Annotated in this window: 21 protein-coding genes; 12 read left to right on the top strand and 9 right to left on the bottom strand. The window is 36.6% G+C overall.

All coding sequences use genetic code 11. The features are described from left to right. Positions 1-115: 115 nt before the first annotated feature. A complete protein-coding gene (locus tag QM911_RS01030; RefSeq protein WP_414312836.1) occupies positions 116-811 on the bottom strand; it encodes a VIT family protein in 696 nt (231 codons plus the stop codon). A gap of 218 nt (positions 812-1,029) precedes the next feature. Between QM911_RS01030 and QM911_RS01025 the strand changes: the two genes are divergently transcribed. Both QM911_RS01025 and radC read left to right on the top strand, forming a co-directional pair. Then, positions 1,030-2,310 carry an O-acetylhomoserine aminocarboxypropyltransferase/cysteine synthase family protein gene (locus QM911_RS01025; protein WP_414312890.1) on the top strand — a complete coding sequence of 427 codons (1,281 nt, stop codon included), beginning with the start codon at positions 1,030-1,032 and terminating at the stop codon, positions 2,308-2,310. A 63-nt stretch (positions 2,311-2,373) separates the two neighbouring features. Further along, on the top strand, positions 2,374-3,054 hold the full coding sequence (radC, locus tag QM911_RS01020; RefSeq protein WP_414312835.1) for a RadC family protein: 681 nt from the start codon (positions 2,374-2,376) through the stop codon (positions 3,052-3,054). 2 nt (positions 3,055-3,056) lie between these two features. Here the strand turns inward: radC and QM911_RS01015 are convergent, their stop codons facing one another. The 8 genes from QM911_RS01015 to QM911_RS00980 form a co-directional block, all read right to left on the bottom strand. Next, complete coding sequence (locus QM911_RS01015) at positions 3,057-3,536, bottom strand: hypothetical protein (RefSeq protein ID WP_414312834.1); 480 nt, start codon at positions 3,534-3,536, stop codon at positions 3,057-3,059. Positions 3,537-3,559: 23 nt separating this feature from the next. Beyond that, a complete protein-coding gene (locus QM911_RS01010) occupies positions 3,560-4,249 on the bottom strand; it encodes a gamma-glutamyl-gamma-aminobutyrate hydrolase family protein (RefSeq protein WP_414312833.1) in 690 nt (229 codons plus the stop codon). A 15-nt stretch (positions 4,250-4,264) separates the two neighbouring features. Further along, on the bottom strand, positions 4,265-4,906 hold the full coding sequence (locus QM911_RS01005) for a redox-sensing transcriptional repressor Rex (RefSeq protein WP_000660647.1): 642 nt from the start codon (positions 4,904-4,906) through the stop codon (positions 4,265-4,267). Positions 4,907-4,986: 80 nt separating this feature from the next. Beyond that, positions 4,987-5,202: a DUF4649 family protein gene (locus tag QM911_RS01000; RefSeq protein WP_414312832.1), complete on the bottom strand. Its 216-nt coding sequence runs from the start codon at positions 5,200-5,202 to the stop codon at positions 4,987-4,989. A 9-nt stretch (positions 5,203-5,211) separates the two neighbouring features. After that, the gene (locus QM911_RS00995) at positions 5,212-5,559 is read right to left on the bottom strand and encodes a DUF1831 domain-containing protein (RefSeq protein WP_414273386.1); all 348 of its coding nucleotides are present in this window, start codon (positions 5,557-5,559) and stop codon (positions 5,212-5,214) included. 4 nt (positions 5,560-5,563) lie between these two features. Beyond that, positions 5,564-6,679 carry a cysteine desulfurase family protein gene (locus QM911_RS00990; protein WP_414312831.1) on the bottom strand — a complete coding sequence of 372 codons (1,116 nt, stop codon included), beginning with the start codon at positions 6,677-6,679 and terminating at the stop codon, positions 5,564-5,566. Between the two features lie 15 nt (positions 6,680-6,694). Further along, positions 6,695-7,639: a ribose-phosphate diphosphokinase gene (locus QM911_RS00985; protein ID WP_001285421.1), complete on the bottom strand. Its 945-nt coding sequence runs from the start codon at positions 7,637-7,639 to the stop codon at positions 6,695-6,697. A 124-nt stretch (positions 7,640-7,763) separates the two neighbouring features. Continuing rightward, positions 7,764-8,333: a CYTH domain-containing protein gene (locus QM911_RS00980; RefSeq protein WP_000681314.1), complete on the bottom strand. Its 570-nt coding sequence runs from the start codon at positions 8,331-8,333 to the stop codon at positions 7,764-7,766. A 134-nt stretch (positions 8,334-8,467) separates the two neighbouring features. On the opposite strand from QM911_RS00980, the gene QM911_RS00975 reads away from it, so the two are divergent. From QM911_RS00975 to QM911_RS00930, 10 genes are all read left to right on the top strand, one after another. Then, entirely contained in the window at positions 8,468-9,139 is a 672-nt protein-coding gene (locus tag QM911_RS00975) for a GTP pyrophosphokinase (protein WP_414312830.1), read from the top strand. Further along, complete coding sequence (locus tag QM911_RS00970; protein ID WP_025171265.1) at positions 9,123-9,941, top strand: NAD kinase; 819 nt, start codon at positions 9,123-9,125, stop codon at positions 9,939-9,941. The genes QM911_RS00975 and QM911_RS00970 overlap by 17 nt, the downstream gene beginning before the upstream one ends. Beyond that, positions 9,938-10,837: an RluA family pseudouridine synthase gene (locus QM911_RS00965; RefSeq protein ID WP_414312829.1), complete on the top strand. Its 900-nt coding sequence runs from the start codon at positions 9,938-9,940 to the stop codon at positions 10,835-10,837. Before QM911_RS00970 ends, QM911_RS00965 begins: the two co-directional genes overlap by 4 nt. A 15-nt stretch (positions 10,838-10,852) precedes the next feature. Next, a complete protein-coding gene (gene pta / locus QM911_RS00960) occupies positions 10,853-11,827 on the top strand; it encodes a phosphate acetyltransferase (protein WP_414312828.1) in 975 nt (324 codons plus the stop codon). A 104-nt stretch (positions 11,828-11,931) separates the two neighbouring features. Then, positions 11,932-12,225, top strand: coding sequence for a hypothetical protein (locus tag QM911_RS00955; RefSeq protein WP_000168947.1), 294 nt, complete (start codon positions 11,932-11,934; stop codon positions 12,223-12,225). Beyond that, on the top strand, positions 12,218-12,556 hold the full coding sequence (locus tag QM911_RS00950) for a type II toxin-antitoxin system RelE/ParE family toxin (RefSeq protein ID WP_414312827.1): 339 nt from the start codon (positions 12,218-12,220) through the stop codon (positions 12,554-12,556). Before QM911_RS00955 ends, QM911_RS00950 begins: the two co-directional genes overlap by 8 nt. A gap of 74 nt (positions 12,557-12,630) precedes the next feature. Then, on the top strand, positions 12,631-13,323 hold the full coding sequence (locus QM911_RS00945; protein WP_414312826.1) for a YjjG family noncanonical pyrimidine nucleotidase: 693 nt from the start codon (positions 12,631-12,633) through the stop codon (positions 13,321-13,323). A 437-nt stretch (positions 13,324-13,760) separates the two neighbouring features. After that, entirely contained in the window at positions 13,761-14,852 is a 1,092-nt protein-coding gene (locus QM911_RS00940) for a hypothetical protein (protein ID WP_414312825.1), read from the top strand. A 544-nt stretch (positions 14,853-15,396) separates the two neighbouring features. Then, positions 15,397-15,912 (top strand): hypothetical protein, encoded by a 516-nt coding sequence (locus tag QM911_RS00935; protein ID WP_414312824.1) that lies wholly within the window; start codon positions 15,397-15,399, stop codon positions 15,910-15,912. A gap of 43 nt (positions 15,913-15,955) precedes the next feature. Next, the coding region (locus tag QM911_RS00930) for an IS630 transposase-related protein (protein ID WP_414312823.1) at positions 15,956-16,149 on the top strand (194 nt) is incomplete at its 3' end.

Genomic DNA, 16,149 nt, shown 5'->3' with positions numbered 1-16,149 from the left:
ATATCTATTATTCAAAAACCACACAGTATTTCTTTCTTCTTGATGGAATTCAAGACTGAAATCACTGTGTGCTTTTATTTTAAAGCTAGTTTTTACCCAGCATCATTTTTTTCTCTTAAATACTAAACAACTGTCCGAATAGATAGGTAACTCCCATGGTTAACAAACCGATACAAAGGTTACGAATCATGGCTGTTTTTGTTGGAGCTTTTCCAAGTTTTGCACTGGTGTAGCCGGTAACTAATAGAGAAATCGCTACGATAAAAACAGTAGCAGGGATTCGGTAGTCACTTGGAAAGATTGTAACGGAAAGCATTGGTGGTAAACTACCAAGAACAAAAGAGATGAAGCTAGATGCAGCAGCATGCCAAGGATTAGTAAATTCTTCGTACTCGATTCCGTATTTTTCCTCAACCAAAGCCTTGAGTGGATTTTTCAAAAAGGCTTTGTTGGTTAGTAGTTGAGCAGATGTTTCACACTCACCATTTTGAAGATAAGCAGCATAGAGAGATTTCTTTGCGGCCTCGAGATCCTTATGCAAAAGTAATTGTTCACGCGCTACAGCGGCTTCCTCAGTGTCTTTTTGAGTAGATACAGAGACATACTCGCCTCCAGCCATAGAAAATGCACCTGCTAAGATGGCAGCCAAACCTGAGAGAAAGATAATCCAGATATTGCTCGTCGCACTGGCAACACCGATAACGACTCCAGCGATGGAAATAATCCCGTCATTAGCTCCAAGAACACCAGCACGTAGGATATTTAAACGACCAGCAAAGTTTGTATCTATTTCATGTTTATTTTCTGACATAGTATTCTCCTTTATATCTAGTATAAAGTATAGGAGAAGTGAAAACAAACATTTTTAACTATCTGAAAAAAGTTCTACAATTCTAATAAAAGATTGCTATTTTTGTCAATCAGGCATAGCCATAGCTATTGCTTATGCAAAGATATAACAAAGTTGTATTTGTAACTGACTGTCATTGATGATACAATTAATTTAATGAAATCTTTGGAGGTCTGATGATGACTCGTGAATTTAAATTTGAAACTCTGCAATTGCATGCAGGACAAGTGGTAGATGCTACTACCAAATCTCGTGCTGTACCAATTTACCAAACAACATCTTTTGTATTTGAAGATACACAAGAAGGTGCAGAACTGTTTGCACTTCAGAAGGCTGGTAATATCTATACTCGTATCACTAACCCAACAACTTCAGCCTTTGAAGAACGTATTGCTGCTCTTGAAGGTGGTGTAGGAGCCCTTGCTACAGCTTCTGGGATGGCAGCTCTTACTTATACTATTCTTGGACTTGCTCACGCAGGAGACCACGTGGTTGCAGCTTCAACTATCTACGGTGGTACCTTTAACCTGTTGAAAGAAACCCTTCCTCGATACGGAATCACCACAACTTTTGTTGATATTGATAATCTAGAAGAAGTAGAGGCGGCGATTAAAGATAATACTAAACTTGTTTTGATTGAAACTTTGGGTAATCCAGTTATCAACATTCCTGATATTGAAAAAATTGCTGAAATTGCCCACAAACACCAAATTCCTTTAGTTTCTGATAATACTTTTGCAACACCATATCTAATCAATGTCTTTTCTCATGGTGTAGACATTTCAGTTCACTCGGCAACTAAATTTATCGGTGGTCACGGTACAACTATTGGCGGTGTCATTGTTGATAGCGGTAAGTTTGACTGGGCTGCTTCAGGGAAATTCCCTCAATTAGTCGATGAAGATCCAAGCTACCACAATATCAGCTATACTCGTGATGTTGGTGCTGCAGCCTTTATCGTTGCTGCTCGCGTGCAATTGCTTCGCGATATGGGAGCTGCCCTTTCACCATTTAACTCATTCTTGCTCTTGCAAGGGCTTGAAACACTTTCTCTCCGTGTAGAACGCCATGTTCAAAACGCTGAAAAAATCGTTGATTTCCTTGTTAATCATCCAAAGGTTGAAAAAGTTAACTATCCAAAATTAGCTGATAGCCCTTACCATTCCTTGGCGGAGAAATATTTACCAAAAGGTGTTGGTTCAATCTTTACCTTCCATGTTAAAGGTGGAGAAGCAGAAGCTCGTAAGGTAATTGACAGTTTAGAAATCTTTTCAAACCTAGCCAATGTGGCAGATGCTAAATCATTGGTAGTTCATCCCGCAACTACAACACATGCTCAGTTGTCTGACTCAGATCTAGAAGCAGCAGGAGTAACTAAAAATCAAATTCGTCTTTCAATCGGTCTTGAAAATGTCGATGATTTGATTGAAGATTTGCGACTAGCTCTTGAAAAAATCTAAAAATAACTAGTTTTTATCGAATTAAGCATCCTTCTCACGAATAATAAAGTGAGGAGGATTTTTATGTATAGTATTTCATTTCAAGAAGATTCGCTCTTGCCAAGGGAACGTTTGGTGACCGAAGGAGTAGAGAGTTTGAGCAATCAGGAATTACTAGCCATTTTATTACGAACAGGAACTCGTCAATCGACTGTTTTTGAAATCGCACAAAAAGTATTGAATCAATTAAATTGCTTAACTGATTTGAAAAAAATGACCTTGCAAGAACTACAGAGTTTATCAGGTATCGGTAGAGTGAAAGCTATTGAATTGCAAGCGATGATTGAATTGGGCCATCGTATTCATAAACAAGAAACCATTGAGGCAGAGAGTATTCTCAGTAGTCAAAGACTGGCTAAAAAGATGCAAGCTGAACTGGGAGATAAAAAACAAGAGCACCTGGTGGCGCTCTATCTGAATACACAAAATCAAATTATTCACCAGCAAACCATTTTTATCGGCTCAGCTACTAGAAGTATTGCGGAACCACGGGAAATTCTCCACTATGCTTTGAAGCATATGGCAACATCTGTGATTCTGGTTCACAATCACCCTTCTGGTGCTGTTATGCCAAGTAGAAATGATGATCAGGTTACGAAGCTTGTTAAAGAAGCCTGCGAATTAATGGGGTTGGTCTTATTGGATCATCTTATCGTCTCACACTCCGATTATTTTAGTTATCGTGAGAAGACGGACTTGATATAGGTTTATTTTTTTAATTTTAGGGGACCCTGCTCAATCTCTTGTAAAGCATAGGACTCTACTTGAGTCATATCTATGACCGGAAGTGGAGCTAATGTAGGGACTAGCAATTTTTCTTGCACAATAAAATCAACAATAGCATTGAAGTCTTTTATTTTATAATACCTTTTTTTATGGATGACGATATCCCTGTAAAAACCGACCGATGAGCGAAATTTACCTTTTAATTTAGCATCTGTTTTTTTACAAAATGGTTTTGCCTTTTTAGACCACTCTTTGAGTTGCTTTTGTTTTTCTTTTTGAGATAGTTTATCAAGATTCTCTTTATCCTTAGAAAATGCTTGATAGTTTTCGGCTGTTAAAAGTCTGTATAGATTAGAAAGTTGAAAATAAACTTCTATTTCCTTGCTCTTAACAGATGTGAAAATATTAGCTTCTAAATCTCTCAAAATATCATGAGTAGAAGGTGTTTTAAGTTCATTCATGATTTAATAACCTATTAGTAGCCTTAGAGTTCATTGACGACATAGTCGAAAAGTGTTTTATCTTTGGGGCGATTTTCAAAAAGAAATTCAGGATGCCATTGAACACCGAGGTAAGGGAAACCATCAGTCGTTGTTACAGCCTCGATAATACCATCTTTAGGATCGTGTGCTACAACTTTTAGATTTGGAGCAAGGTCTTTAATGCTCTGATGATGGAAAGAGTTGATATGAGAGATTTCTCCATAGATTTCTCGAAGAATAGTACCAGACTCGGTGACTAAACGTTGAGTTGTATACTCAGCTGAAGTATCCTGCCAATGGTCTTCAATATCTTGATAAAGAGTTCCTCCCATAGCCACATTAAAGAGCTGGGTGCCTCGACAAACAGAAAAAATGGGTTTCTCCTGTTTAATGGCTTCTTTTATAAGAGCTAGCTCAAAAATATCTCTCTGAAGGTGGTAGTCATCGCTATCGATCATTTTAGGTTCACCGTAGAACTTGGGATCGACATTTTGTCCACCAGTTAAAATGAGTTTATCAATCAAGCCAATGTAGTAACTGGCCATTTCTTGATCACCAATGGGTAGGATAATGGGAATTCCCCCAGCTTCCTTGACTCCTTCAACAAAGCCCTTTGCAGCATAGCTCATCATAAGCTCATCATCAGGATGAGCTTTTTCGTTTCCTGTAATCCCAATAACTGGTTTTTTCATAAATGCTTACGCTTTCTAATCCTCTTTTCTCATGAAATAGAGGAGAGTTTGCAATTCACTAGTTAAATCCACATATTGAGCCACCACATCTTTTGGTAGTTGGAGATGAACGGGTGAAAAGCTTAAAATTCCTTTAATACCTGCTTCGACAAGGAGATTTGCTACTTCTTGTGATTTGACACTCGGAACAGTTAAGATTGCAGTTTTTACATCTGCATTTTTTATTTTATCCTTGATTTGGGAGATTCCATAAATTGGAATTCCATCGGGAGTTTTTGTACCAACTTCAGGATGATCATCCAAATCAAAAGCCATAATAATTTTCATTTTGTTTCGTTCATGGAAACGGTAGTGAAGGAGAGCGTGCCCCATATTACCAATCCCCACCAACATAACATTTGTAATAGAATTATCATTTAGAAGATCAGCAAAAAACGTCATTAGTTTTTTGACATCGTAGCCAAATCCACGGCGACCAAGTTCACCAAAGTAGGAAAAATCTCGTCTAACGGTAGCAGAATCAATACCAATGGCCTCGGCAATTTGTTTTGAGTTGGCTCTTTCAATCTTTTCTGCATGAAATCTTTTAAAGATACGATAATAAAGAGAAAGTCTCTTTGCTGTTGCTTTTGGAATAGCAGACTGTTTTTCTTTCACAAAATCACAACCTTTCTAAATACTATTTTATAGAAAGATTGTGAAAAAATCAACAAAAACAAGAAAAAACTAAGAAAATCTTAGTTTATCTTTGTAAAATCATAGTGAAATAGAAAACGATAGAGATCTCCCAGAAGACCTTGATAGATTTCTTTTCCCTTATAGGTAAGAGAAGTAATGACGGTCGTATCTGGAAGAGTCACACATCCTGAAAGTGACAGCATGAGTGCTTCGTAATCGTCGTATTCTAAAACGCGATCGACTTGATAGGTATCCTTGTAAGTTAATCGAAACATAGGGACCTTCTATCTTTCACTTTTAGTGAAGACACCACGCTCAACAAGGCTATCCATTAAGAAGTAGAATTTCTCTTGGTGGATATGAGTTTCTTCTGATTTAAAGATATCAACCAAACGTAGGCCAAATTTATCTGTGATATTGATTTTTGCACCTGTTAAGTCTTTGTTGATGATGATCTTAAGTTGAAATCCTTCTCCACTATTTGGAACTTTTTCAAGAAGACGTGTTAATTCATAGTTACCAACTTTAGTTTCAAAAAAGGTATTATCTTTTAGAGTGAACTTTTTGACGGTTGGGCTAAGTGTGTAATTATAACGGCAATTTTTAAGACTAATGGTTTTTTCGAATGCCATTGAGTTAACCTCCAATGATTTCTTTTAGAGTTTGTGCAAGGGTGATCATTTCTTGCTCTGTATTTTGAGGTGAAATGCTGACGCGAACGGATTCGTGCAAGCGAGGAGAGTCTTCTCCGTAGAAAGCCTGAAGAACATGACTAACCTGTACGACACCAGCTGTACAAGCTGAACCAGTTGATATTGAAATTCCAGCAAGATCTAGACGAAGGAGTAGTAGGTCATTTCGTTGACTTGGGAATCCAATATTAAGGACATAAGGTAGCTGGTCTTTCCCTTGATTGAGATAATAGTCTGTGTCAGCCATTTCCTTTAAGAAGGTGTCTTTCAGTTGTTGAACCTTTTCAAAGTTTTGTGCTTGGTTTTCAAGATCATCCTTTAGAGCTGCTACCATTCCTACAATGGCAGGAAGATTTTCTGTTCCTGCTCTTTTTTTCTGCTCTTGATCACCACCATGAAGGTAGGAATCAAAATCTGTAGATGCAGCATAGAGAAAACCAACTCCTTTTGGACCATAAAATTTGTGTGCAGAAGCACTGAGAAAATCAATTCCCAATTCTTCGGGAAGTATCTCTAATTTACCGATTGCCTGAACTGCATCGACATGATAAACGGCTGGATGATTTTTTAGAACCTCACCAATTTCAGCAATAGGTAACAGTGTACCAGTTTCATTGTTGGCAAACATAGTAGAAACAAGAATGGTATCTTCACGCAGTGCATTTTTGACTTGGTCTGCAGTGATTTCTTGATGTTCAGGATGTAAAATAGTCACTTCAAAACCGAAATTTTCAACCAAGTATTTGATGGGTTCTAGAACAGCATGGTGCTCAATCGCAGTAGTGATAATGTGCTTTCCACGATTTTGATGGCGAAGGCAGTAGCCGATGATAGCAGTATTATTGCTTTCAGTACCACCAGTGGTAAAAAATATATGTTGTGGCTTTGTTCCTAGTAAACTTGCAAGTTCTTGACGAGCTTCTCGTAATAGTTTACCTGCTTGGCGCCCATGGCCATGAATACTAGAAGGGTTGCCATAAGTTTCTTGCATGACTTGAGTCATTGCTGAGATAGCTACTGAAGACATCGGAGTCGTTGCAGCATTATCCAAATAAATCAAAAACTCACCTAATTTCTATTTAAATAGTGGACTAACTGGTTTTCTTTCATGAATACGAACCATAGCATCACCAATCAATTCACTAGCAGTGATGTATTGTACGTTTTTAGGTTTTCTACTTTCTGTCACAACAGAATCTGTAACCAAGATCTCCTTGATATTTGTTGCATCTAATAACTCTGCAGCACCGTTAACGAATAGTCCATGACTTGAAACTGCATAGATTTCAGTTGCGCCGTCACGTTCTAAGATTTTAGCAGCTTCAGAGAAGGTACGGCCAGTATTCAGAATGTCATCGATTAAGATTGCTTTCTTACCTTCAACCTCCCCAATAATGTAACCTTGGCTACGTTCAGAATCATCTTGTGCATAATCAATGATAGCAATCGGAGCATCTAGGTATTCTGCAAGACTACGAGCACGTTTTACACCAGAGTTTTTAGGACTAACAACAACCACATCTGAACCAGTCAAACCTTTATCGCAGTAATGTTTTGCAAAAAGTGGAATTGTATAGAGGTTATCTACAGGAATGTCAAAGAATCCTTGAACCTGAACGGCATGGAGGTCAAGAGTCAATACACGACTAACTCCAGCTTTCACCAACATATTTGCAACCAGTTTTGCAGTAAGTGGTTCGCGTGAAGAAGCGATACGATCTTGGCGAGCGTAGCCGAAGTATGGAAGTACAACGTTAATGGTATTAGCACTAGCGCGAACACAAGCATCAACCATAATCAAGAGTTCCATCAAGTGGTTATTTACTGGATAACTAGTTGATTGGATGATATAAACATCATATCCACGAACACTTTCTTCGATGTTAACTTGGATTTCACCATCTGAAAATTGGCGTGAAGATACTTTTCCAAGTGGAACACCTGCAGCATCTGCGATTCTTTGAGCAATTTCCTGGTTGGAAGATAGTGCGAAAAGTTTCATGTTTTTTGTATCTGACATCGATAAACCGTCCTCTTTAAACTAAGTGAATCGCTGTAGTGAAACACTTTTAGTGATAAATGCTCTCTACAACAGATTCTATTATTTTTCATCCCTTTTATTTTATCAAAAAAAGAAGATTATTTCAGTATTTTTTCATATTTTCTATAAAACGAACCAATTTTGAAGGAGCTTTTTTGTAATGGATTTCATTGGCTTGTAAAAATTCTTGGAAATCAAGACTACCTTGGTTGCCATCTTCCACTTCTAATTCAAGCTCATAGTCAACAATATCAAAGTATTGGCTTTGATCAAGTGCCATGAGTCCGATAGGAGTTTGCTTTTCGTAGCGAACAGTAGTTAGGCAACCTAAAACTACCCAGCCACTGGTTGAAAGTCCACGGCTAGTCAATTCGTCAAGAATCATTCCTTGCGGAAGTTTACATTCTTTAAGACAATGGTTTGCTTCCTCGAGGCTTAGATCTTGATTGTACTCCATATTTCCAACTTTTTGTGGGATTTTTATGGTCAATTCAGCGCTATTTTCAAAAGTACGAATGCGCATAGCGATTTTATGTTTCCGAAGGTAAAAATCAGGCGTGTCTAGGTAGTAATTTTTTTGTGTAATAGGTGTGACTCCTGAAAAGTGATCCTGCAATCTTTGATATTCATCCTTGTTTAGAAGTGTTTTCATTTCAATTTCTAAATGTTTCATTTTTTTTACTTTTTCCTTATCTTTGAAAGCGATTGTATGGTATAATAAGCATTGTATTTATTGTATAAGATTTTTCCTCGAAAATCAAAAAATAGATAAATCGAAGTTTATAGAGGATTGGATAAAAAAGATATATGATTACAGAATGGGAAGAATTTTTAGATCCTTACATTCAGGCTGTTGGAGAGCTGAAGATAAAACTCCGAGGTATTCGAAAACAATACCGCAAACAAAATAAACATTCTCCAATTGAGTTTGTAACTGGTCGAGTCAAACCGATTGAAAGTATTAAAGAAAAAATGGCTCGTCGAGGAATTGGGTATGATACGCTGGAACAGGACTTGCAAGATATTGCAGGTTTACGTGTCATGGTTCAATTTGTAGATGACGTGAGCGAAGTTGTTGCTATTCTTCGTAGGAGGCAAGACATGAGAGTTGTCCAAGAACGTGACTACATTACTCATCGAAAGGCATCAGGTTATCGTTCTTACCATGTGATTATTGAGTATACGGTTGATACGATTTACGGTGCAAAAACGATTCTGGTGGAGATTCAGATTCGTACTTTGGCTATGAATTTCTGGGCTACCATCGAGCATTCTCTCAATTACAAATATCAAGGGGATTTTCCAGAAGAAATTAAGAAACGCTTGGAAATCACAGCAAGAATCTCTCACCAATTGGATGAAGAAATGAGTAAAATTCGTGATGATATCCAGGAAGCACAGGCACTCTTTGATCCATTGCATAGAAAGTTAAATGACGGGGTAGGTAATAGTGACGATACCGATGAAGAATACAGGTAAACGAATTGATCTAATCGCTAATCGCAAACCTCAAAGTCAAAGAGTCTTATATGAATTAAGAGATCGACTTAAAAAGAATAACTTTATATTAAATGATAAACATCCCGATATCGTGATTTCCATAGGTGGGGATGGGATGCTTTTGTCTGCTTTTCACAAGTATGAAGACCAGCTGGATAAGGTTCGCTTCGTTGGTGTTCACACAGGTCATTTAGGTTTCTATACGGATTACCGTGATTTTGAACTAGATCAATTGCTTACTAATTTACAGTTGGATACTGGGGCTCGTGTGTCTTACCCACTTTTAAATGTAAAGATATTTTTGGAAAATGGAGAAGTGAAAATTTTCCGAGCTTTGAATGAGGCAAGTATTCGGAGAGCTGATAGGACTATGGTTGCCGATATTATCATTAACCAAGTGCCATTTGAACGTTTTAGGGGAGATGGCCTGACGGTATCGACTCCAACTGGGAGTACAGCCTATAATAAATCTCTTGGTGGAGCTGTTTTGCACCCTACTATTGAGGCCCTACAATTGACAGAAATTGCGAGTCTTAACAATCGTGTCTACAGAACCTTAGGTTCTTCTATCATTGTGCCTAAGAAGGATAAGATAGAATTGATACCAACTCGTAATGACTATCATACGATTTCTGTTGACAATAGTATTTATTCTTACCGTAATATTGAAAGAATAGAGTACCAAATTGACCACCATAAGATTCATTTTGTAGCAACACCAAGCCATACTAGTTTTTGGAATCGTGTCAAAGATGCCTTTATTGGTGAGGTGGATGAATGAGGTTTGAATTTATTGCTGACGAACACGTCAAGGTAAAGACTTTTCTGAAAAAGCATGAAGTCTCTAAAGGTTTACTGGCCAAAATCAAGTTTCGAGGTGGAGATATTCGCGTAAACGGTCATCCACAAAATGCAACCTATCTCTTAGATATTGGGGATGTGGTTGTCATCGACATTCCTCCTGAGGAAGGTTTCGAGACACTGGAAGCAATTGATTATCCACTGGATATTCTGTTTGAAGATGATCATTTCTTAATCCTAAACAAACCCTTTGGTGTGGCCTCTATTCCTAGTGTCAATCATTCCAATACCATCGCTAATTTTATCAAGGGCTACTATGTGAAACAGAACTATGAAAATCAGCAGGTTCACATTGTAACCAGACTAGATCGTGATACTTCGGGTCTCATGCTTTTTGCTAAACATGGTTATGCTCATGCTAGACTAGACAAGCAGTTGCAAAAGAAAGCCATTGAAAAGCGCTATTTTGCTCTGGTTAAAGGAGATGGGTTTCTGGAAACTCAAGGTGAAATCATTGCCCCGATTGCCCGTGACGAAGATTCCATTATCACTAGACGAGTGGCAAAAGGTGGTAAATATGCCCATACTTCCTATCGAATAGTGCAGTCTTATGGCAATATTCATCTAGTTGATATTCGACTACATACGGGAAGGACACACCAGATTCGTGTTCATTTCTCCCATATCGGTTTCCCTTTGCTTGGTGATGACCTCTACGGTGGTAGTCTTGAACATGGCATAGAGCGCCAAGCTCTACATTGCCATTACTTATCGTTTTATCATCCTTTTCTTGAAGAGCAGTTGGAGATGGAAAGTCCACTGCCGGATGATTTTAACAATCTTATAACTCAGTTATCAAATAATAATTTATCTTAAAAGGAGTCAAAACTCATGGAAGTTTTTGAAAGTTTAAAAGCCAACCTAGTTGGCAAAAATGTACGTATTGTCTTGCCTGAAGGAGAAGAACCACGTATTCTTCAAGCGACCAAACGCATCGTAAAAGAAACAGAAGTTATCCCTGTCCTACTTGGAAATCCTGATAAAATTAAAATCTATCTTGAAATCGAAGGAATCATGGATGGTTATGAAGTAATCGATCCTGCACATTACCCTCAATTCGAGGAAATGGTAGCATCACTTGTAGAACGTCGAAAAGGAAAAATGACTGAAGATGAAGCTCGCGATATCTTGATTAAAGACGTGAACTATTTTGGTGTTATGTTGGTTTATATGTCCTTGGTAGATGGTATGGTATCAGGAGCAAATCACTCTACTGCGGCAACTGTTCGCCCAGCCCTTCAAATCATTAAAACTCGTCCGAATGTTAGCCGTACTTCTGGTGCCTTCATCATGGTTCGTGGTACTGAACGTTACCTCTTTGGTGACTGTGCCATCAATATCAATCCTGACGCTGAAGCTTTGGCAGAAATTGCGATTAACTCTGCAATTACAGCTAAGATGTTCGGTATCGAACCAAAAATTGCTATGCTAAGCTATTCAACTAAAGGTTCAGGTTTTGGTGAAAGCGTTGATAAGGTCGTTGAAGCAACTAAGATTGCTCACGACTTGCGTCCTGACCTTGAAATCGATGGTGAATTGCAATTTGATGCTGCCTTCGTTCCAGAAACAGCTGCTCTTAAGGCGCCAGGAAGCAAGGTTGCTGGACAAGCAAACGTCTTTATCTTCCCAGGTATTGAAGCAGGAAATATTGGTTACAAGATGGCAGAACGTCTCGGTGGCTTTGCAGCGGTTGGTCCAGTGTTGCAAGGTTTGAACAAACCAGTTAATGACCTTTCTCGCGGATGTAACTCAGATGACGTCTTCAAACTTACATTAATCACAGCTGCACAAGCTGTACACCAATAACATACAAGATAGCTCCTTTTCTGTTAAAGGAGCTTTTCGTTGAATTTCAAATCTAAAGATGATAAAATGTATTTACAAATCATCTTTACAAAGAGGTATTAATCATGGCAAGTACTCAACCTGTTAATTTTAGAGCAGATTCGACTTTTTACCAACAAACGAAAGAAATCATAGCTGATGAAAAGTTAACCCTGTCAGATATCTTTAATGCTGCACTTCGTAAAATTGCGACAGGTGCGGTTGATCCTAAAGAGTTCGTATTTAGTGATTTACAAGAGACTCAATATCAGGTTGCTTTTGAAGACTTGAAAAAGGAAATTTTGATGGGTCATCAAGAAGTTGAGCAAGGTAAACTAACGTCTTTGGCAGATGTAAGAAAGGAATTTGGACTTGACTAATCATAAACGTTACCATGTTTCTCTTACGGATCAAGCTAAGAAAGACTTGAGAGAAATACATGATTATATTGTACTGAATTTTTACAGCCAGCAATCTGCCGATAGTAAACTAGACCTTATTCTAACGGCACTAGAAACTTTAGAAACCTTTCCAGAAGCATGTCCTTTGGTGTCAAGTCGAGGTTATGGTGAATTAACAGATGACGGAAAACGTTATCGATATATGCCAATTGAAAATTACTTAGCTTTTTATTATATCGACAAATATGAGGTTTATGTCTCCAGATTTTTAAATTCCAAGCAGAATTGGGCTAAGTTATTCAATAAGTAGAGGTAAAATTTTTAAAATTTTTTTGAATCATTTAGTCCCACTCTTTGTCCCCCCAAGAAAGGAAGTTTTTAAAATTGAAATACAAATTTCTATTATTCGACCTCGATCACACCTTACTCGATTTTGATGCTGCTGAGGATATAGCTCTGACGCAACTCTTAGAAGAAGAAGGAGTAGAGGATATCCAAACTTACAAAGATTATTATGTGCCCATGAACAAAGCCCTTTGGAAGGATTTGGAACAGAAAAAAATTACAAAGGCTGAGTTAATAAACACTCGTTTTGAAAAATTGTTTGCTCATTTTGGTATTGAAAAAGATGGGTCCTACTTAGCAGAGCGCTACCAGTTTTTCCTTTCAAAACAGGGGCAGACTTACCTAGGTGTGGAAGATTTATTAAGAAATTTGATAAAACAAGGCTATGAGCTCTATGCTGCGACAAATGGAATTACCTATATTCAGACAGGTCGTTTGGAACAATCTGGTATTAAACCGTACTTCAAGGAGATTTTCATTTCAGAACAGCTCCATACCCAAAAACCTGATGCTCTCTTTTATGAAAAAATTGGTCAGCAGATTGCAGGTTTTAGTAAAGAAAAGACGCTGATGATTGGAGATTCTCTGACAGCCGACATTCAAGGTGGCAATAATGCGGGCATCGATACCATCTGGTACAATCCTCATCATCTGGAAAATAAGACCCAAGCTCAGCCAACTTATGAAGTTCATTCTTACAAAGATTTGCTGGATTTTTTTGGGAAACTTTAAAAATTACAAAATATAAAAGGTTCTGGAAAACATGGTGCATGGAGTGCAAGAAATTTTGATAATATTTTAAAAAACGTTTTATTTTTTGATATAATAAATCATACAAGGATATAATGACAAGAATATTGTGATTGTCATGTATCGTTAAGCTTTCAATGGGCATTGAAGTAATAGTGCTGTTTATCAAATAGATGTTAAAAAAGGGGCATCAAAGCTAGTCAATCATTTGCCTATTAAGCTGCTAGACAAATTGGAAAGACTTATAACAAAGAATTTTCAATCGTGATACTAGTAACAAATTTTACTCTTCTCAGTTAGTTGCAACAAGGATTAATGTGTGACTGGAGTAGATGTAGGTACATAAGATTGGACTTATGCTATTCATCTGTTTGAACGTCTTAAATTGGTTGAAACAAACGATATAGGAGCAAATCAGTATGATATTGAAAAGAAATAAAAGAGCTATGAACTTCATGTTGATGATTATCAGTGCTTGTTTCTGCCTTATTTGTCTAAGTGCCTGTCAGTCAAATAAGGTAAATTCGGTAGATGATTATAAAATGGCTATCTGGGATAGCGATAAAATAGCTGTATTTGATGATTATGATTTAAATGAGTTCAAGGGTAATATAGCCAGAAAAGAAAAATACATCTATTGGGCAGAAAGTTTTTCAGATGCAGGATCCTATTCAACTGCAAAAACAAAAGATACCTCAGGTCTAAAAAGATATGTATCTAGAATTAATAAGGAAAATTTAAGTGAAACATTTAAATTAGCAGAAGGAAATGTTGCTTACGCCTCCATAACAGACGGGGATTATTTATATGCAACTGCTGTCTTTACAGATAGAATTGAATTTTATAAATATGATAACAATTTAGAAGTTGTCACTAATGTCACCATGAAAAATGATGGACAACTAAATGCTAGTCAACAGTATGTTATTGTAGATAATTATTTATACTTACTTGTAACCACATTGGATTTATCTACTCAAGTTCCTAATGCCGAAATTTGGAAAATGGATAAAGAGTTCAACATCGTCGAAAAATATAATCTTGATGAAACATCAGAATATATGAGAATGGTTAATGTAGATGATGTCTTGTATATTGTGGAAGCACTTGATGGACGTAATTCTAATGGGGAATATAAGTCAGGAAATAAATTATTGGTTTTTGATTTAAAGAGTCAAAACAAGAATTATATCGATATTCCTGATAAGTATCCAACTAATATTCACTATGATGCTAAAAATAATCAATTGATTATAGAAAATGAGGGATTGTATAATAGCGAATTTTCCTTTACTACAGTCAATCTAGACAATTTAGAAGAAGATATTATTCATCTGGACGGCTTTAGTACAGAGCAATATATTGCACCGTATTTTACATTCAAAGACAACTTCTATTATTTTTTATTCAATGATTCTCTGGTTAAATATGATATTGTTGATAAGAAACAAACTATTATCAATCTAGAAAAATATAAGATAAAAGACGCACATTATTTGATTGTTAAATAGTTTATTTAGAAAGTTTTAAAAATAAAAGTTTAATCTAAAGGATCTAATAAAGTATAATTCTAGTAATCTAGTTTATTACAGATGATATAGAAAATTCTGCAAGGAAAAGATTTGAAATATTTTATGATAGTATTTGAAATGCTTAGCTATCTTTCTGATTGGTGAAGCTGTTATAGCGAAGCTTTTGTAAGATTTTTGTATTATCGACAAAAATTAACTGATGAATTTAAGACCTGTATCACAAAGAAATTGAATAAATAGTTTAATGAAAATCTAAATAATCGAACTCAAATGATTTTCTATGAAATTGGCAAAGAATTTATCCTTACTAATACTTCACAGGGTATTGAACAAATGCTCTTCGGTATAGATTCTTTGCAAAACCTAACAAAATATTTAAAACTGTTAAAAAGTAGATTGGAGTCTATAAATTATGGGAACATGGGATGCAACGATTTTTGGAAATGACACTTCCTTAGATATTAAATAAGAATTCTTCGAGAGATACAATCAAGGAGAAGATGCAAATACAATTAAAAATGACTTGACGTCGGATTTATACGATGACGATATTTATGATGTCTTGTTCGCCTTAGCACACTGTTTATGGGAAGTTGGGCAATTAGATGACGAATTCTTGCTTGAAATTAAAGAAATCATTCTCAACAAAGAAGATTTAGAACTTGCTCAAGAATTGGGTGCAGATAGTGAATTTTTAGAACAAAGAAGTGAAAATCTAGAAAAGTTTTTAGAAAAGATAAGTGTAAAAAAAGAAAAGCCCAAAAAGAGAATTGCTCAGCCTGTTCCTGTAGAAAGCAAATATAGGAACGGTGCTGTGATGGTGTTTCAGTATGAAGATGGTATGTATGGTGCTTTGATAGCGGTAGATGGAGCTTTCTTTGATAAGGAAACCTATTATGCTTATCTGCAGACTGATATTAAAATGACCACAAAACCCACCATGAAAGATGTGCGATTAGCAAGAATTCTCGATCCAAGTTTTCATAGTGCAGAATACAATTCATTTCGTAACTCTAAGTATTACTACTCTTTTGTATAGTCAATTGAACCCAAAATAGTACATAATGTGGTATAATCTTCTTATGGCATATTCATTAGATTTTCGTAAAAAAGTTCTCACTTATTGTGAGCGAACAGGCAGTATAACAAAAGCATCACACGTTTTCCAAATCTCACGTAATACCATTTATTGCTGGTTAAAGCTAAAAGAAAAAACAGGAGAGCTAAACCATCAAGTAAAAGGAACAAAACCAAGAAAGGTTGATAGAGATAGACT

It is taken from the genome of Streptococcus infantis (assembly GCF_047460825.1).
GTDB classification, from domain to species: domain Bacteria; phylum Bacillota; class Bacilli; order Lactobacillales; family Streptococcaceae; genus Streptococcus; species Streptococcus infantis_V.
The sequence above is the reverse complement of the archived record's forward strand: the minus strand, read 5'-3'. Positions and strand labels throughout refer to the sequence as shown.